Origin of the sequence: Larkinella sp., assembly GCF_965227735.1 — a bacterium.
GTDB lineage: Bacteria > Bacteroidota > Bacteroidia > Cytophagales > Spirosomataceae > Larkinella.
This window is the reverse complement of record NZ_OZ245776.1, coordinates 7,474,553-7,491,376: the sequence shown is the minus strand read 5'-3', so window position 1 is coordinate 7,491,376 and position 16,824 is coordinate 7,474,553. Positions and strand designations below refer to the sequence as shown.

The window sequence follows — 16,824 nt, the reverse complement described above, 5'->3', positions numbered from 1 at the left end:
CCTTTCCTACTCTACAATTCGTTGGTATTAAGTTTTTGAGTCGTTGCCTTCATGATGTCGATGGCCTTTAAAAAGTAGGCTTCAATGACTTTAATCTCCTCGTTTGAAAAGGATGCCAGCAATTTTTCCGACTCGCTTCGGAATTCGGCATAGAGCGGAGCCAAAAGCGCCATAATGGTGGCGGTGTTCGGTACCAGGATGACCTTGCGCCGGTCGTCCCGGGCAAATTGTCTTTTTACGAGGTTTTTCTTTTCAAATCGGTCGACCAAACCGGTAACTGCGCCCGTCGTTAGGCCCGTTAACGTGGCTAGCTCACCGGCAGTCATCGGCCCTTTTTCAATAAAAAATCCCAGGTATTTATGGTCCGTTCCCGACAGGCCAGCCTTTCGGGCAACGGCTTCGTGCATCTGAATAGAGGTATAGGCATACAGTTGGCTCAGTTTTCGGATGGGTCGGAGTGCGTCTTCTTCCTGCATATTACCTTAGTAACTAATTATCTTATCGACAAAGATAATTAGTCTTTTTAAAGTTTCAAACTCATTTTGGCAGGCTTGGCGCATGAGCACAAAAAAAGCCAGCCCGTTTATCACAGGCTGGCTTCCCAAATTTAGGTTTGTTTCTTATTTTACTTCTTCAAACGGCACATCCGAAACGTTGTCCTGGCCGGTTGGCTGACCAGTCTGCCCGTTGGGTTGACCACCGTCACCCGCGAAACCGTCGGCCGGGTTGGGGCCTTGCGCACCGCCCGTGGCGTTATAGAGTTCCTGCGAAGCGGCTGCCCAGGCAGCATTCAGTTTTTCCACACCCGCATCGATGGCGGCTGCATCGCGGCTGCTGTGGGCTGAACGCAATTCGCTCAATGCACCCTCGATGGCGGTTTTGTTGCCTTCCGACAATTTATCGCCGTATTCTTTCAACTGCTTCTCGGTTTGGAAAATCAGCGAGTCGGCCTGGTTGATTTTCTCGATGGTCTCCCGTTCGGCTTTGTCAGAAGCCTCGTTGGCTTTGGCTTCTTCGCGCATCCGGTTGATTTCGTCATCGCTCAAACCGCTTGAGGCTTCAATCCGGATTTTCTGCTCTTTGCCGGTTCCTTTGTCGCGGGCGGTTACGTGCAGAATCCCGTTGGCGTCGATGTCGAACGTCACTTCAATCTGCGGAATACCGCGCGGGGCCGGTGGAATACCGTCGAGGTGGAATCGTCCGAGTGAGCGGTTTTGGCTCGCCAGGGGACGTTCTCCCTGCAAAATATGGATTTCAACGCTCGGCTGATTGTCGGAAGCCGTCGAGAATGTTTCTGATTTTTTGGTCGGAATGGTCGTATTGGCGTCGATCAGACGGGTCAAAACACCACCCATCGTTTCAATCCCCAGCGACAGCGGAATCACATCCAACAGAAGGACATCTTTCACTTCACCGGTCAAAACACCACCCTGAATGGCAGCACCAACAGCTACGGCTTCATCGGGGTTCACGCTCTTCGACGGTTTCCGTCCGAACAGTTTCTCCACTTCGTCCTGCACTTTCGGAATCCGGGTTGATCCACCGACCAGAATGACCTCGTCGATCTGGCTGGCCGAATACCCGGAGTTTTTCAACGCCCGGCGGCAAGGTTCCAGACTCCGCTGAATCAGCGAATCAGCCAACTGTTCGAATTTCGCGCGGCTCAACGTCCGCACCAGGTGTTTGGGAATACCGTTTACCGGCATAATATACGGCAGGTTGATTTCCGTCGAGCTGGAGCTGGACAGTTCCACCTTCGCTTTTTCAGCCGCTTCTTTCAGCCGTTGCAACGCCATCGGATCCTGCCGCAGGTCGATGTTTTCGTCGTTTTTAAACTCCTGCGCCAGCCAGTCGATAATCACCTGATCGAAGTCATCACCACCGAGGTGCGTATCACCGTCGGTCGATTTTACTTCAAATACGCCATCGCCCAGTTCCAGAATGGAAATATCGAACGTACCACCACCGAGGTCAAACACGGCGATTTTCATATCCTGGTGCTTCTTGTCCAGGCCGTAGGCCAGGGCAGCCGCTGTGGGTTCGTTGATAATCCGCTTGACATCCAGACCGGCAATTTGACCGGCTTCTTTGGTCGCCTGACGTTCGGCATCGTTGAAGTAAGCCGGTACGGTAATAACGGCTTCCGTAACGGTTTGGCCCAGATAATCTTCGGCGGTCTGCTTCATTTTTTGCAGAATCAGGGCCGAAATTTCCTGTGGTGTATATTGACGATCGCCAATCCGGACGCGGGGCGTGTCATTCGGGCCCCGTTCGACCGTGTAGGCGACGGTTTTAATTTCGTTCTGAACTTCATTGAAACGTTTCCCCATGAACCGTTTGATCGATGAAATCGTGTTCTTGGGGTTTGTGATGGCCTGGCGTTTGGCCGGATCACCGACCTTGCGTTCGCCGTTGCCATTGTCCATAAAGGCCACCACCGATGGAGTGGTCCGACGGCCTTCGCTGTTGGCAATGACCACCGGCTCGTTGCCTTCCATGACAGACACGCACGAGTTGGTTGTTCCTAAGTCAATTCCTATAATCTTTCCCATGATACTTTTACGAATGTCTTGCTTTTAGTCTTTTGACAAACTACAAATGCCTAATGAACAAGACCTATGCCAGCCCATACAATTGCCCCAAAACGTGACAGATTGACAGCTAAAGCTGACTGAATGGCTTTAATGCTTGAAATTCTCCGACTTTTTCTGACAGGATGTAAACCGGTAGCGGGTCCGCCAGGATACCTACTGGCAGGCTCATCGATAAATCCCCAAACTCCCTGAAAGTGGCATTTCAACGCCGGTTTTTTTGCCGCCTTCAGGGAGGGGTTGGGGGATTCCCGTTATTTACCAAACAAACCGCCTAACAAGCCACCCAGTCCGCCACTGTTCGACTGGTTTTGCTGGGTGTTATTACCGCCACCCATAAAACCGCCTGCAACGCGCATCAGATCGCTCATATCCAGTTTGCCATCGGCCATGGCCGAACTGGCGGCTCCCATCCAGTCGACGCCCTGGTTGCCGGTGGCCGCTCCCAGAATCTGATTGCCATCGACACTCGAATCGTTCGGGTCCCGGGATTTGTTCATCAGTTTGCTCAATACCATCGGCACCACCACCGTCGCAATTGACATGGCCATCTGGGGCGAAATGCCCAGTTTTTGCATCAGGTTTTGCTGCACATTCTGCTGGACGCCCTGGGTCACCGGGCTTTCCTGCACGTTGGCACCATTGCCCTGGCCGGTTACCATGCTCAGCAGGTCGCTCAGATTACCGCCCTGGGCCTGTTGCTGTAGTCCGCCGAGAATACCGCTCGAAATCGCCTGCATGGCATCTTCATTCTGGTGATTCGGTATGGCGGGGTTGTTGATGACCGCATCGCCCGACTGCTGGCGAATGAGGTTCATGAGGGTTTCCATCATGATCGTATGGGTTTTGAGTGGTTAAAAAATACTATGAAGCACCGGACTGAGCAGGTTATACTGTTTCTTTGTAATAACTTCCCGGTACGGAATCAGTTTAATTGAGACGCAATTAATTATGGATTGTAACAATGCCGCCCCAAGAATCTACCCCCGAATTTTCCCTGCCTGATTTGCTGACCGACCTGTTTTATCCCAGTGAGTCGGACGAACCCGTTGAATCCGTGGACTATACGGTTGATTTAGAGCCGCCATTGACCATTAGCCAGGTGAAGGATTTGTTACTGATAACGCCGGAAATTTACGTTGAGGAGATCCCGGAAGACGGTTTTTGGAAACCGGCTGTTACCGATCAGGCGTGGTATGACGAGGACGAAAAGAAAAGAACCATCCGGTTTATCGAACTGCAAAAAACCGTGCAGGCTGTCCTGAGCGATCGTCAGGTGTTCCGGGTTGGCGAAAACGAAGTGGATTTGTATTTACTCGGACGCAAAGCGGACGGCTGCTGGGCCGGATTGAAGACGCTGGTCGTAGATACCGCTTTCTAAAAAAAGCAGGCAGCCGGTGAGGGCTGCCTGCGGACTATTTATTTCACAGTTTCAACAACGGCTTTGAAAGCCTCGGGGTGGTTCATGGCCAGATCAGCCAGTACCTTTCTGTTTAACTCAATACCGGCCGAGTGAATTTTTCCCATCAGGGCCGAGTAGGAAACACCGTGCAGACGCGCACCGGCGTTGATCCGCTGAATCCAGAGAGCGCGGAAATCGCGTTTCTTCTGGCGACGGTCGCGGAATGCATAAACGAGGCCTTTTTCAACCGCGTTTTTCGCTACCGTCCAAACATTTTTACGACGACCAAAGTATCCTTTGGCCAATTTCATTACTTTCTTGCGACGTGCCCTGGAGGCTACGTGGTTCACTGAACGTGGCATTTTTGATTTTTTTTGTTTTTGACAACAGGCGACAGTTCAGTTAAGAGTGAAGAGTTAATAGTTATGAGTTAATCTTCTTACTGGAAAATAACTCTTAACCGCACGGGCGGCCCCGTCATAATTCTTAACTTATTTTGTTCTTGAAAGGCCTGAGATCGGGTTGAACATGAAACCGCGCGGAGAATCCGCGAAAGTGGGCGTTGCTTACGCCAGGTTGAGCATAACCTTGATCCGACGCTCATCGCCTTTGAAAACCAGCGCATCGTGAACCAGGTTCCGCTTGCGTTTGGTCGACTTTTTCGTCAGGATATGGCTGTGGAAGGCATGCTTCCGTTTGATTTTGCCGGTACCAGTCAGCTTGAAACGCTTCTTGGCGCCCGAATTGGTTTTTACTTTTGGCATTGCTTTAAACAGAAATGTTGCTGATTGTGAAACAGGCCGCAAAGATAAGTAAAAAAAGTTTAAGGTTTGAAGTTTAAGGTTTAACGTTACCAATATCAGCAACGTTAAACCTTAAACTTCAAACCTTAAACGAATTATTTTTTCACCTGAACCACCTTGGGTGCCAGGAACATACTCATCCGCTTGCCTTCCAGTTTGGGCTCAGCCTCAACACGGCCGATGTCTTCCAAGCCTTTGGCAAACCGCTGGAGCAGTTCAACACCCCGCTCTTTGAAGACGATGGAACGCCCGACAAACTGGACGTAAGCCTTCACCTTCGAGCCTTCTTTCAGGAAGTTGATGGCGTGTTTCAATTTGAATTCAAAATCGTGGTCGTCGGTGTTCGGGCCGAACCGGATTTCTTTGATAACGACTTTCTGAGCCTTCGCCTTGATTTCTTTTTGCTTCTTCTTCTGTTCGTATTTGAACTTCGAGTAGTCGACAATCCGGCAGACGGGCGGCACGGCGTTGGGAGAAATTTCGACCAGGTCGAGGGCCTGCGACTTGGCCAGGTCAAGGGCCTGCTGAATGTCGTAAACGCCCTGTTCGACGTTTTCACCAACTACCCGAACCGAACGGGCTAGAATACGGCCGTTGATCCGGTAAGGTTCTTCGACCACACGCGGTGGGCGCATGGGTCTGCGCTGTAATGCCATAGATAATATTTAGGGTTGAAAATGGGTCCGCTGTTGCGGGTGATTACGTGCCTATAACGTAATCTGTATTATAAAGTTTCCCGTAAAATACGCATTTTAAGCATTCGGAGCAAGAAAATGAAGTCAATGAACCATGAACCGGAAATAATGAATAGCCGAAAACCGTCCGGTCTGTTCATTAACCCCGTTCATGGTTCATGTATTTCATCAAATTGCCTTCGCTACGGGCTTGATTTCATTCTGGAAAAACGCCACAAATTCGGCAATGGTCATCGAACCCAAGTCGCCTTCGCCTTTCTTGCGAACGGAAACACGCCCTTCGGCCTGCTCTTTCTCGCCCAGAATCAGCATGAATGGGACTTTGTTCAATTCCGAATCCCGGATCTTGCGACCGATCTTCTCATCGCGGTGATCGACGTACCCCCGAATGTCGCTTTCCTGCAAAGTTAGGAAAACTTCGTTGGAATAGTCCTCATATTTCTCCGAAATCGGCAAAACCGCAATTTGGTCGGGCGACAGCCAGAGCGGGAAGTTGCCCCCCGAGTTCTCGATCAGGATCGCAATAAACCGTTCCATCGAACCAAATGGCGCGCGGTGAATCATCACCGGCCGGTATTTCTGGTTGTCGGAACCGGTGTATTCCAGTTCAAACCGTTCGGGCAGGTTGTAGTCGACCTGGATGGTCCCCAACTGCCATTTGCGGCCCAGGGCGTCCCGAACCATAAAATCCAGCTTGGGACCGTAGAAAGCGGCTTCGCCCAGTTCGGTCACGGTTCTCAGGCCCCGTTCGGCCGACGCTTCGATGATGGCCGCTTCGGCTTTTTCCCAGAGTTCATCCGAGCCAATGTATTTCTGCCTGTTTTCGGGATCCCGCAGCGAAATCTGGGCACTGTAATCGTCGAAACCGAGCGATTTGAAAACGTACAACACCAGATCGATTACTTTGATAAACTCCTCCTTCACCTGATCCGGGCGACAGAAAATGTGCGCATCGTCCTGCGTAAAACCGCGAACCCGGGTCAAACCGTGCAATTCACCGCTTTGTTCGTAGCGGTAAACCGTGCCAAACTCGGCCAGCCGCAAAGGCAAATCCCGGTACGAGCGTGGCTTGGTCTTATAAATTTCGCAGTGGTGCGGGCAGTTCATGGGTTTCAGCAGAAACTCCTCGCCCGCTTCCGGCGTCAGAATGGGCTTGAACGAGTCTTCACCGTATTTCTCCCAGTGGCCCGAGGTCACATACAATTGCTTCGAACCGATGTGGGGCGTAACGACCTGCTGATAGCCCGCCCGAACCTGCGCTTTCCGCAGGAAGTTCTCCAGCCGTTCGCGCAGCATGGTTCCTTTTGGCAACCACAACGGCAAACCGGCGCCGACTTTTTCCGAAAAAGCAAACAGTTCCAGTTCCTTGCCCAGTTTCCGGTGGTCGCGTTTTTTGGCTTCTTCCAGCAGGTGCAGGTAATCGTCCAGTTCTTTCTGTTTCGGAAACGTAACGGCATAAACGCGGGTCAGCATCTTGTTCTTCTCGTCGCCCCGCCAGTAGGCCCCGGCCACGTTCATCAGCTTCGCAGCTTTGATAAAACCGGTATGCGGGATGTGTGGTCCCCGGCAGAGGTCGGTGAAGTTGCCCTGAGTATAGAACGAGATCGTTCCGTCTTCGAGCCGTTCCAGCAGGTCAAGTTTATAGGGATCGCCTTTCTTTTCAAAATACGCGACTGCTTCGGCTTTGCTGATCGGCTGACGGATAAACTCCTGTTTCTGCCGCGCCAGTTCGAGCATTTTGTCTTCCACCTTCTTGAAATCCTCCTGCGAGAAATGCTGTCCGTTCAGATCGACATCGTAGTAGAAGCCTTTCTCGATTGGCGGCCCGATTCCAAACTGGATGCCCGGATACAGTTCTTCCAGGGCTTCGGCCAGCAAGTGGGCGGATGAATGCCAGAATGTCGCTTTTCCTTCGGTATCGTTCCACGTCAACAGGGTAACCGCTGCATCCGTTGTAATGGGGCGCGTGGCATCCTGCACGGTGCCATTCACCTTGGCAGCCAACACATTGCGCGCCAGCCCTTCGCTGATGCTCAGGGCAATTTCCAGACTGGTTACTCCGTTGGGATACTCCCGGACACTGCCGTCGGGCAGTGTAATGCGAATTTGGTCACTCATTTTTATAAAGTTTATCAGTGGTACTCAATCGGCAATTGTTTTGAATGTTAAATGTAAAATGAGAAATGGTGAATGTAAAAGTAGTTGGAAATTCGCTGTTGCCCCTAAATCCCCTAAAGGGGACTTGGACGCGGAACCCTCCGGATGCTAAAAGTCCCCTTTAGGAGATTTAGGGGCAACATACGAATTTCCTAAAATAGTTGGGATGCATTCAGTTTAACATTCAAAATTCATCATTTTACATTTAACATTCCTTCTTCAAACATCTCAATTTCTGGTTGAATCGCGGCTGAATCGGGATCGGGGCTGAATCATCATGACGCGGACGCGCGTGGTGTCGAGCACCTGACCGGGGCGGGTTGGCGCGGTGGAGCTTTCTGTGTACGGAATATCGGTAGCATCGCCATACATTTTTCTCTTCTGCACCCGCCAGTAGCCATAATACGCCTGCTGATCGGCGGCATTCTCCTGCATCGCTAACGCGTATTGCTTACCGGCTTGTTCCCATTCCCGGAATTGTTCGTAGCACATGGCGATGTAATAATGGATGCGCGGAAACTGTGGAGCCTGTTTCACCACCTGATCGAAATGCTGCAGGGCCTGCGCCATGTTCCGCAGCTTCATCATTACCAGACCCGACTGAAAATGCGCCTGCACCATCGTGGGGTCCAGTCGCAGGGCTTTCTGGTAAAAAAAGTAGGCACTGTCGGATGCCGCCGTTTGCTGGTAAATGTGGCCGAGGGCATACAGCAAACCGGGGTCATTCGGGAAATAACCCGCGCCCCGCTTGTTGTAGGCAATGGCCGTCGCATAATCGCCCCGCACGGAATGGATGATCGACAATTGCACATACGGTTCCAGAAACCGGGGTTTCAGCGTCAATGCCCGTTTGTAAAACGTAACCGCCCGCGTGGTATCGCCCGATTTGGCCGCCACCAGACCGTTCAGGTAAAACGCTTCGCCCTCGTAGGGGGCCATTTGCAGGGCTTTCACGAGGTAAAACCGGGCGCGGTCCAACTGCTTTTCGTGCTGGAGCAAATCCCCGATGGCAATGTATAATTCCGGCGTGTTGACACCCAGCCCTTCGGCCCGCAACGCACTTTCCAGTCCGTCGTCATACAACTGTTTTTTTCGCAAAACCTGCGCCTTCACAAAGTGATACCGCCCTTCGTTGTTTTCCCGTTCAAGGGCTTCGTTGATGTCGGCCAGCGCTTCGTCGGTCTTTCCCATATCCATATACAGAGCCGCGCGTTTGGCATAGGCCGAGGCCGGGCCGCTTTGGTTGATCGCCCGCGTCAGGGCTTCCAGGGCGGCCTGGTTGCGGATGTCAGCCGAATTTTCCGGCACAGCGGGAATCCGGGTCTGCCGGCGGTCGTCGTCGGAACAGGCCACTAGAAAACACACACCAATCAGACACCAGAGGCTACAGAACTTGCCCATTCTAATTCCCGGAAATCAGGACGGACTGCCGCTTCCGAAATACCGGATGGCCAGACAGACCAGTTCGTTTCCACCTGCAAATATAGGTCATTCGATGGAAGAAAAGCGATAAAATACGCCCAGGGGCAGGCGTTTGGCAAAACCGTCGCGGAGATACAATTCGCCAAATTCGGTGTTGGGACGCTCGCCAAAATGGGCTTTCATGAGGTTTTCCAGAATCAGCGCGGAAAAACCGAGGGAGTAGAGGTTGATGATCAAAAAATACTGCTGCTTGTCCAGCAATTCGGCGCAAACCTGCAACAATTCATTGAGGTGTTCTTCCAGCAGCCACTTCTCCCCTTCCGGCCCGCGCCCGTAGGCCGGGGGGTCCAGAATCAAGCCGTGGTAGGTATTGCCGCGACGGACTTCCCGTTTCACAAACTTCAGCGCATCTTCCACCACCCAGCGGATGTTGTCGAGCCCGCTGGCTTCCATGTTTTCCCGCGACCAGGTAATGACCTGCCGAACGGCATCGACGTGGGTCACCTCCGCACCCGCCTGCCGGGCCGACAGCGATGCTGCTCCGGTATAGGCAAACAGGTTCAGAATACGCGGTTTTTCAACGGATAGAGCCGATACATTCCGGTGAATAAACGGCCAGTTGACGGCCTGTTCCGGAAAAATTCCGACGTGTTTGAAGGACGAAAGTGAGAGTTTGAAAGTCAGATCCAGGCCTTGTTGCCGATACGGAATGAACCATTTCCCGTCCATTTTGGCGTTTAGTACCCATTCCCCTTTTTCCTGCGATCCCTTGTCTTTTTTAAAAACCGCATGGGCCCGGTTTTGCCATTCCGCATCGCTCAGCGACTTGGGCCAGATGGCCTGCGGTTCCGGGCGGCTGAGGACAACAGAGCCAAAACGTTCGAGTTTTTCAAAACCGCCCGTGTCGATTAATTCGTAGGAAGCCCAGCTTTCGGGGGTCAGCAGCGTCAGACGGTTGTTACTCATGAGCCCAGGGCTAAAATACACTCAAATTCGTTGACGCTCACGGGAACGACGGACAGCCGGGACTGCCGGATCAGCAACAGATTTTGCAACAGCGGTTCCGCTTTAATCCGTTGCAGGGAAACCGGTTTCGAAAGCCGGGTGACGGGTTCGAGTTCCACCACCACCCACCGGGGATCCTCGGGAATGGTCGGATCGGGATAGGCTTCGTGGCTCACTTTGGCCAGTCCGACCACCTCCTTACCCGCCACGCTGTGGTAGAACAGGACCTGATCGCCCAGTCGCATTGCAGCGAGGTTGTTCCGGGCCTGATAGTTGCGTACGCCATCCCACACGGCTTTTCCCTGCTTGACAAAATCGTCCCACGAATAGGCGTCCGGTTCGGACTTAACGAGCCAGTAGTTCAACGGGTTGGAGTGTTAAATGGTTTGATGGTTAGAATGGCTAAACCGATTTGTCGACGGTTTAATAGTCGTCGAATTCGTCGCCGTATTTGGACCCGAACTCATCGTGCGAATGATCTTCGTCCAGCCCTTTGAATTTCAGTCCTTTCTTAATGATAGAAATCTGACCGGAGTGGTAGGTGTCGTGATTGATGATGCCATGCAACATATCATAGTACGTATAGTCTCTACCGGGAACGATATCTTCCAGAAATTCATCATCATCGCGTTTGTCGAGTTCGTTGATCAATTCTTCCTGACTCAGGCTCAGTTCCATTTGCAGGGCTTCCCACTCAAAATCGTCGATAACCTGAAACGACCCAAAATTTTTCTCCGGCGTCTTGATGTCGAAATCCTTGTCTCCCTGCATTTTTTTGACGCAAAAAATCCGCCAGCTCGTCATGTGGAAGACCAGTTCGGCGATGGAATGCGTGTTGGGCGTCAACCGGTGACCCGCCATTTCGGGAGAAACGCCACTCAGCACTTCCACCAGCGAAGGCCCGTGCCAGGCTTCTTCCCCTTCGTAGGTGGTGTTGAGCAGGTCGATGATTCGTATCAATTCGTCGTTCTGTACCATTGGAATCGTGTTGTAAATGAGCAGAGGGCCTGTGTCCTCTTTCGGTTCTTTCGGCAAAGGTAAAAGGGTTTGTTATTTTTTCATTGTGTTACTCCCCGATTCTATCCCAAAAAAAAGATATAACTTATTGAAGAATGTGCATGAAAAGGCACTTTTTCCCGCTCCTGACTATAATACAAGTCCGACTTCTGAATCCGCTTCATCTCCTAAAATCAATCCAATATTTTTTTAGGATGGATTGATTATAAACTAATGGTGAAAATCAAATAAAAGTAAAGTTACCTCTTGACATTTGTATGGACAATCAATAGTTTTGGATCATTGAGCGATTGCTCAGTTATTATTACTCAAAGGGTCAGCCTCCTCTTTGTGTTCAATAAATAGTTCACGATTTCTGTGCTATCAACTTATGAACACCAATCGTCACACCGACGAGGAGCTGGTACGGTTTTACCTTGCTACCCAACAAAGCGACTATTTTGGTCAACTCTACAAGCGTTATTCAAACAAGGTGTACCGCCGGTGTTTGACCATCACCAAAGACCCCATTGATGCGGAGGATTTCACCCAGGACATCTTTATGCGGGTTATGTCCGGATTACACAATTTTAAGGAGAAATCCACCTTTTCGACCTGGCTCTACACGGTTTCGACCAACTATTGCATGGATCGCATGAAAATGGGCCGCCGGCGGAGCGACTGGGTCGAACTGGATCACGAGATCGTCAAGACCCTGGCCGAAACCAACGACTACGCCGGGATGGAAGAACGCTACCAGCTCGTTGATCTGATTCTGGAAAAAATCGCCCCCAGCGAGTCGATGTATTTGCGAATGAAGTATGAAGACAACTTGAACATCCGGGAAATGGCAATACTACTACAGGTTAAAGACAGTGCCGTCAAAATGCGGCTGAAACGCGTTCGGGATAAAGTAAAAGATATACTCATCTTTTATCAATTAAATTAATTCTGAATAAACCGGATAAAACCGCCTGAAACTGTCTGATTATTAGGCGATTTTATCCGGTTATTTTTTTTCGATTACGCTAATGTTTCCGCTGCCTTCGAGGTAGCATTTTTTCACATTGCGGTAATCGTCAACGCCTTTTTCCCGCAGGATGCTGATCAATTCGTCTTCCGTGATCATCTCCCGCTTCATGTTCTGGCGCATCAACTGACCGTCTTTCACCAATAAGATGGGTTCGGGTTCCACGATTCTTTTCAAAAGAACGGATTGATAACCCAGCCAGTCGAGCGTATAGTCCCAGAAAACCAGCGTTCCGACCAGAAACAAACCCTCCGTCACGGATTCATACGGCCCGGCCATCGCGTTCTGTGCGGCATCCGAAATCATCGTAATGAGCAGCAAGTCGCTGAGATTCAATTGCCCGGTGCCGCGCCTGAAAAACCGCAGGTATAAAAAGATAAACCAATACGTCAGGGTGCCGCGCACCATCATTTCCAAAACAGAGGTTGTGGGGATAAAGACTGAATGCCAGTCAACGCCAATTAGTTTTTCCATAGCTTGCAACCGATTTGAATTCTGAAACAGATCTGCGACGGAAAGTAGCGGAAATACGGCAGCAAATTGAGCGTTTGGTCCCCCAAATTGATTCAGGTTTTGACAGTTTTTAATTTTCGGTGTAACTTCACGCCATGAAGCTTATTCACATTCGTACGGCATCGTTAGCGGCCATCATCGTTGTCACGGCTCTGAGTCGTTTGTTACCTCACCCGTATAATTTTACACCCATTGCCGCCCTGGCCCTGTTTGGCGCGGCCACCTTTGAGCGCAAATGGCTCGGGCTGGTCATTCCAGTGGCGGCCATGCTGCTCAGTGACCTCTTCATTGGTTTCCACAGCGGGATGATGAGCGTCTACAGTGCCTTCACCGTAATCTGGTTGCTGGGCGTTGTTCTGTTACGCAAAGTCACCTTTGGCCGGGTCTTAACCGCTTCGCTCCTGTCTTCCGCCCTGTTTTTTCTGATTACCAATTTCGCGGTCTGGTACGGCAGTTCGTTTTACCCGCAAACGCCCCAGGGCCTGTTGGCCAGTTATGCCGCCGGTCTGGCGTTCTACAACGGCCAGTCCTTTTTCCTGAATGCCGTTCTGGGCGACCTGACTTTCAGCACGATTTTATTCGGCAGTTATTATCTCTTACAGCGACAGTTTCCGGTTTTCAGGCTCGCCCGATAAATTCACTTATCCTATCGATACCCCAAAAGACCTGTAAGCTTTCAAACCTTGCAGGTCTTTTTTTAGTGACAATACACCGACTCAACCAACTTCCTATCCATCATGTATACCTCCAAACGGGTTCCTTTTCACCTTATTTTACCGTTCGCCTGGCGCTCGGTTTTGTTCTTTCTGGGGTATTCCACCCTCATCTGTCTGCTGTATGTCATGGCAGGCTGGCAATGTCTGGCCATCCCATTTCTGCCCATCGGCCTGATCGGAACTGCCGTCGCGTTCTATGTGGGTTTCAAAAACAATTCCTCCTACGAACGGCTGTGGGAAGGGCGCCGGATTTGGGGCAGTCTGGTCAATGTCAGCCGGTCGTGGGCCATGATGGCCCTGGATTACGTGACCAACCTGAACGCCACCGATCCGGTTTCGGAACAGGAACTGAAAACCATTCACCAGAGTCTGATCTACCGCCAACTGGCTTTTCTGAACGCCCTGCGGCTCCAGCTCCGCCGACGCACGGTTTGGGAGGCCTGTGTAGGGGCCGAACACACCCTGATCGAACGCATCGAAGCCTTTCGGCTGCACCAGTTGGATGAAGACCTGGCCCCGTTTTTAGCCGCCGAAGAAGTGGAATTTATCATCAAGCGTCAGAATGCCGCCACGCATCTAATCCGCAACCAATCCGCCCAACTCAAAGAACTGCGGGCCAAAGGACTGATTTCGGAGTATTACCACGCTGAAATGGAACGCCTGCTGGTCGAGTGCTACGGCCAGCAGGGTGCCTGCGAGCGGATCAAGACCTTTCCGTTTCCCCGCCAGTACGCCTTTTTCAGCTACGTCTTCATCTGGCTTTTCGTCCTGATTCTGCCCTACGGTTTGCTCGGCGAAATGGCTAAACTGGGCGACTGGTACGTCTGGCTCACCATTCCGTTTTACACGCTCATCTCCTGGGTGTTCAACACGATGGAAATTATTGGCGACACGAGCGAAAACCCGTTCGAAAACAGCATCAACGACGTTCCGATGACGGCCATCTGCCGCAATGTGGAGATCGATTTGCGCGAAATGCTGGGCGAAACCAAGCTGCCGGAGCGTATGCAGGCGGTGGATAATATTCTGCTCTAAACGGCACCAGGGGAGGAATTCACCGGCGGAAAACAATAAACGGGGGCGGTTTTCAGTTTTATCGACAAGTGTTGAACGAATATGTGTCGCCGATTCCTGCCCATCGTACTTGTATTGTTTTTTTGCGTCGGATTGAAACCTGCGTCGGTGGTGTCGCCCAACGATCACTACGGCCAGATCGATTATTACGCGCGTCATGCTCCGGACTCGTATGCCCGCAGCATTAACAGTTTGTCGGACTATCTGACGGCTCCCGCCCGCACGGATATGGACAAGGTTCGGGTGATTTACGCCTGGATGGTTTCCCACATCCGCTACGATCTGGAAGCCGTTAATAACCGGAGTTCACAGAAATATTATTCCGAATTTGAATACGCCAACCGGGTTCTGCGCCAGCGGAAAGGGCTCTGCACCGGCTATGCACTGTTGTTCAAATACCTCCTGAAACGGGCGGGCATTCAGGCCGTCAACATCCGGGGGTATGCCCGCACGGAAGACAAGGAAGCGGGGCGTCCCGTTGCGGTGGTCGACCACGAATGGAACGCCGTTAATATTGAAGATGAGTGGTTTTTGCTGGATTTAGCCTGGGCCGTCACCACCGCTTCGGAAGGCAGTGGCAGCAATGATTTTTATTTCCTGACACCACCGGAAGTATTTGTTTCCCAACACTTTCCGACCGATTCCCGCTGGCAGTTTCTGGATCAGCCGTTCAGCAAAAGTGAGTTCGACCGGTTTCCGAAACTCTATGATCCGTATTTTCAGTTGGGATTCGGGCCGGACTTCCCGCGCGACGGCCAGATTCGGGCGCAGGGGAAAGCAGAACTGACGCTGCAAAACGAACAGGCGCTGGAATACCTCTGTACGGTCAGTCGTTTCGGGCAATCGAAGGGGTCCGAAGTTCCGGTAAGAGTGGCCCGTTCCGGCAATCAGCACCAGTTGCAGTTCAACGTCCCGATCCGGGGCTGGTCGACGCTCCATATTTTTGCCCGCTCCCGGAGCAATTCCCGTGTCAGGAAATACGACTGCATCGCGTCGTTTTCGATCTATAATTCGTGAAGAGAGATGAGATGATAGACAAGAGAGTAGAGACTGTGAAGTTCCCTTTTTGAGTCTTTATTCTCTTGTCTAACCTCTCTTGTCTTTTCTATCTATCTCAAAAAAATCCGCAGATTTCGGAACGCATCCATGCGGGCGTAGCTTTTTTCGTGCATCACTACCGTGGATTCCGGGCCTTCGATAATCGCCGGTCCCGACAAGGTGTCTTCGGCACGAATACCGGCGCGGTCGTAGATCGGGCAGCCGCAGGGGGTCAGATCCTTTTCATAATACACCGAACGGTAGCCTTTCAAAGCGTGGAAATCCCCCGTTCGCTGGGTGGAGTTGTAATAACCGGCCCGTTGCATAGCGGCCGGTATTTGCCATTCCGGGTCATTTTCGGCCAACACGAGCAGATACCCCAATGCCGACGACACCCCGGCTCCCACCGGCACCACCACCTGCTTGATCCCCAACAGCCGGGCAATTTCACAGGCGTGAACCGGTCCGGCGCCACCAAACGCCAGCAGGCTATACGTCTCCAGCTCAGCGGTATGCGCCCCGGTCAATTCCCGGATTTGGGCCGCCAGGTTCGCGTCAACGCTGTTGGATACGCGCATGGCGGCTTCTTCCACCGAAATATTGAGCGGAGTCGCCAGGTGTTCCCGAATGGCCTTTTTGGCCAAATCTACTTTGAGTGGAATGGCCCCATACAGAAAATAATCTTTATTCAGAAAACCCAACACCAAATCCACATCCGTCAACGTCGGCACCGTGCCGCCCCGGTCAAAGCAAGCGGGCCCCGGCCCCGGTGTGGCATGTTCGGCGAGCAGAACGGGTTCTTTTTCTTCATTCAGCCCGATGTAGCTGTTGCCGCCCATGTCGAAACTACGCACCTGGCTTTCCAGCGATTGATCCAGTGAATCCATCGAAGTGGCCGATAGTTCGTTCTGCAGAGAGACAAATGCCGACGATCCGCCAATTCGCAGTACCACGAGGTTTTTTTGCCCGATCTGGTTTCCAAAATACCGTCCGGTCATGAGTCCTCCAATGCGGGGCGACATGATGGATTCGGGATTTTCCACTGCTTCATCGATGGGGAGCAGACGCCCGTGGCTGGTTACCAACCGAATTGGCGTTGCCCACCCGGCGGCCAGCAGCTTCTCTTCCAGATTCCGGGCACAGGTGATGGCCATAGACGGCGGCATTTGTACGCTCATTCCCACAACCAGGGCCTCCACCACCGCCGGATCTACCTTTTTCTCCGCCATGAAATACCCGATTTCTTCCACCAGACGCTCGGTTGAATCATGAATGGTGGTGGGGATTTTCTTGATGGATAGCCGGCCTGCGTCGTCCATCAACACAAAATCCGTAAACGTTTCTCCCAAATCAATGCTAAAACGGTAACGACTCATTGTGGT

The 16,824-nt window shown here is 51.7% G+C and carries 18 protein-coding genes; 5 read left to right on the top strand and 13 right to left on the bottom strand.

What is annotated here, in order from left to right; all coding sequences use genetic code 11:
• Positions 1–11: 11 nt before the first annotated feature.
• From ACO064_RS29700 to ACO064_RS29690, 3 genes are all read right to left on the bottom strand, one after another.
• A complete protein-coding gene (locus ACO064_RS29700) occupies positions 12–476 on the bottom strand; it encodes a MarR family winged helix-turn-helix transcriptional regulator (RefSeq protein WP_421830796.1) in 465 nt (154 codons plus the stop codon).
• Positions 477–620: 144 nt separating this feature from the next.
• Positions 621–2,552: a molecular chaperone DnaK gene (gene dnaK, locus ACO064_RS29695; RefSeq protein ID WP_421830795.1), complete on the bottom strand. Its 1,932-nt coding sequence runs from the start codon at positions 2,550–2,552 to the stop codon at positions 621–623.
• Positions 2,553–2,845: 293 nt separating this feature from the next.
• A complete protein-coding gene (locus tag ACO064_RS29690; RefSeq protein ID WP_421830794.1) occupies positions 2,846–3,424 on the bottom strand; it encodes a hypothetical protein in 579 nt (192 codons plus the stop codon).
• 131 nt (positions 3,425–3,555) lie between these two features.
• Between ACO064_RS29690 and ACO064_RS29685 the strand changes: the two genes are divergently transcribed.
• Positions 3,556–3,972: a nuclease A inhibitor family protein gene (locus tag ACO064_RS29685; protein ID WP_421830793.1), complete on the top strand. Its 417-nt coding sequence runs from the start codon at positions 3,556–3,558 to the stop codon at positions 3,970–3,972.
• A gap of 38 nt (positions 3,973–4,010) precedes the next feature.
• On the opposite strand, the gene rplT is transcribed toward ACO064_RS29685, so the two are convergent.
• The 8 genes from rplT to ACO064_RS29645 all read right to left on the bottom strand — a co-directional run bounded on the left by rplT (position 4,011) and on the right by ACO064_RS29645 (position 11,053).
• Positions 4,011–4,355 (bottom strand): 50S ribosomal protein L20, encoded by a 345-nt coding sequence (gene rplT / locus ACO064_RS29680; protein WP_114409337.1) that lies wholly within the window; start codon positions 4,353–4,355, stop codon positions 4,011–4,013.
• A gap of 204 nt (positions 4,356–4,559) precedes the next feature.
• Positions 4,560–4,757: a 50S ribosomal protein L35 gene (rpmI, locus tag ACO064_RS29675; protein ID WP_114409338.1), complete on the bottom strand. Its 198-nt coding sequence runs from the start codon at positions 4,755–4,757 to the stop codon at positions 4,560–4,562.
• 134 nt (positions 4,758–4,891) lie between these two features.
• Positions 4,892–5,452 carry a translation initiation factor IF-3 gene (gene infC / locus ACO064_RS29670; protein WP_114409339.1) on the bottom strand — a complete coding sequence of 187 codons (561 nt, stop codon included), beginning with the start codon at positions 5,450–5,452 and terminating at the stop codon, positions 4,892–4,894.
• A 207-nt stretch (positions 5,453–5,659) separates the two neighbouring features.
• Positions 5,660–7,609, bottom strand: a complete 1,950-nt coding sequence (gene thrS / locus ACO064_RS29665) for a threonine--tRNA ligase (RefSeq protein ID WP_421830792.1) — start codon at positions 7,607–7,609, stop codon at positions 5,660–5,662.
• Between the two features lie 267 nt (positions 7,610–7,876).
• Positions 7,877–9,049, bottom strand: a complete 1,173-nt coding sequence (locus ACO064_RS29660) for a tetratricopeptide repeat protein (protein ID WP_421830791.1) — start codon at positions 9,047–9,049, stop codon at positions 7,877–7,879.
• A gap of 87 nt (positions 9,050–9,136) precedes the next feature.
• Positions 9,137–10,036, bottom strand: coding sequence for a class I SAM-dependent methyltransferase (locus ACO064_RS29655; RefSeq protein WP_421830790.1), 900 nt, complete (start codon positions 10,034–10,036; stop codon positions 9,137–9,139).
• Complete coding sequence (locus tag ACO064_RS29650; protein WP_421830789.1) at positions 10,033–10,440, bottom strand: EVE domain-containing protein; 408 nt, start codon at positions 10,438–10,440, stop codon at positions 10,033–10,035. Before ACO064_RS29650 ends, ACO064_RS29655 begins: the two co-directional genes overlap by 4 nt.
• 58 nt (positions 10,441–10,498) lie before the next feature.
• A complete protein-coding gene (locus tag ACO064_RS29645; protein WP_114409361.1) occupies positions 10,499–11,053 on the bottom strand; it encodes a DinB family protein in 555 nt (184 codons plus the stop codon).
• Positions 11,054–11,462: 409 nt separating this feature from the next.
• On the opposite strand from ACO064_RS29645, the gene ACO064_RS29640 reads away from it, so the two are divergent.
• Positions 11,463–12,020, top strand: a complete 558-nt coding sequence (locus ACO064_RS29640; RefSeq protein WP_421830788.1) for an RNA polymerase sigma factor — start codon at positions 11,463–11,465, stop codon at positions 12,018–12,020.
• Positions 12,021–12,080: 60 nt separating this feature from the next.
• On the opposite strand, the gene ACO064_RS29635 is transcribed toward ACO064_RS29640, so the two are convergent.
• Complete coding sequence (locus ACO064_RS29635) at positions 12,081–12,575, bottom strand: DUF421 domain-containing protein (protein ID WP_421830787.1); 495 nt, start codon at positions 12,573–12,575, stop codon at positions 12,081–12,083.
• A gap of 134 nt (positions 12,576–12,709) precedes the next feature.
• Here ACO064_RS29635 and ACO064_RS29630 point away from each other — a divergent pair, with 134 nt between their 5' ends.
• The 3 genes from ACO064_RS29630 (at position 12,710) to ACO064_RS29620 (ending at position 15,421) form a co-directional block, all read left to right on the top strand.
• On the top strand, positions 12,710–13,249 hold the full coding sequence (locus tag ACO064_RS29630; RefSeq protein ID WP_421830786.1) for a DUF6580 family putative transport protein: 540 nt from the start codon (positions 12,710–12,712) through the stop codon (positions 13,247–13,249).
• A 102-nt stretch (positions 13,250–13,351) separates the two neighbouring features.
• A complete protein-coding gene (locus ACO064_RS29625) occupies positions 13,352–14,365 on the top strand; it encodes a bestrophin family protein (protein WP_421830785.1) in 1,014 nt (337 codons plus the stop codon).
• Between the two features lie 81 nt (positions 14,366–14,446).
• Positions 14,447–15,421 carry a transglutaminase domain-containing protein gene (locus ACO064_RS29620; RefSeq protein ID WP_421830784.1) on the top strand — a complete coding sequence of 325 codons (975 nt, stop codon included), beginning with the start codon at positions 14,447–14,449 and terminating at the stop codon, positions 15,419–15,421.
• A gap of 92 nt (positions 15,422–15,513) precedes the next feature.
• On the opposite strand, the gene ACO064_RS29615 is transcribed toward ACO064_RS29620, so the two are convergent.
• Positions 15,514–16,818, bottom strand: a complete 1,305-nt coding sequence (locus ACO064_RS29615) for a hydantoinase/oxoprolinase family protein (protein ID WP_421830783.1) — start codon at positions 16,816–16,818, stop codon at positions 15,514–15,516.
• Positions 16,819–16,824: the final 6 nt, after the last annotated feature.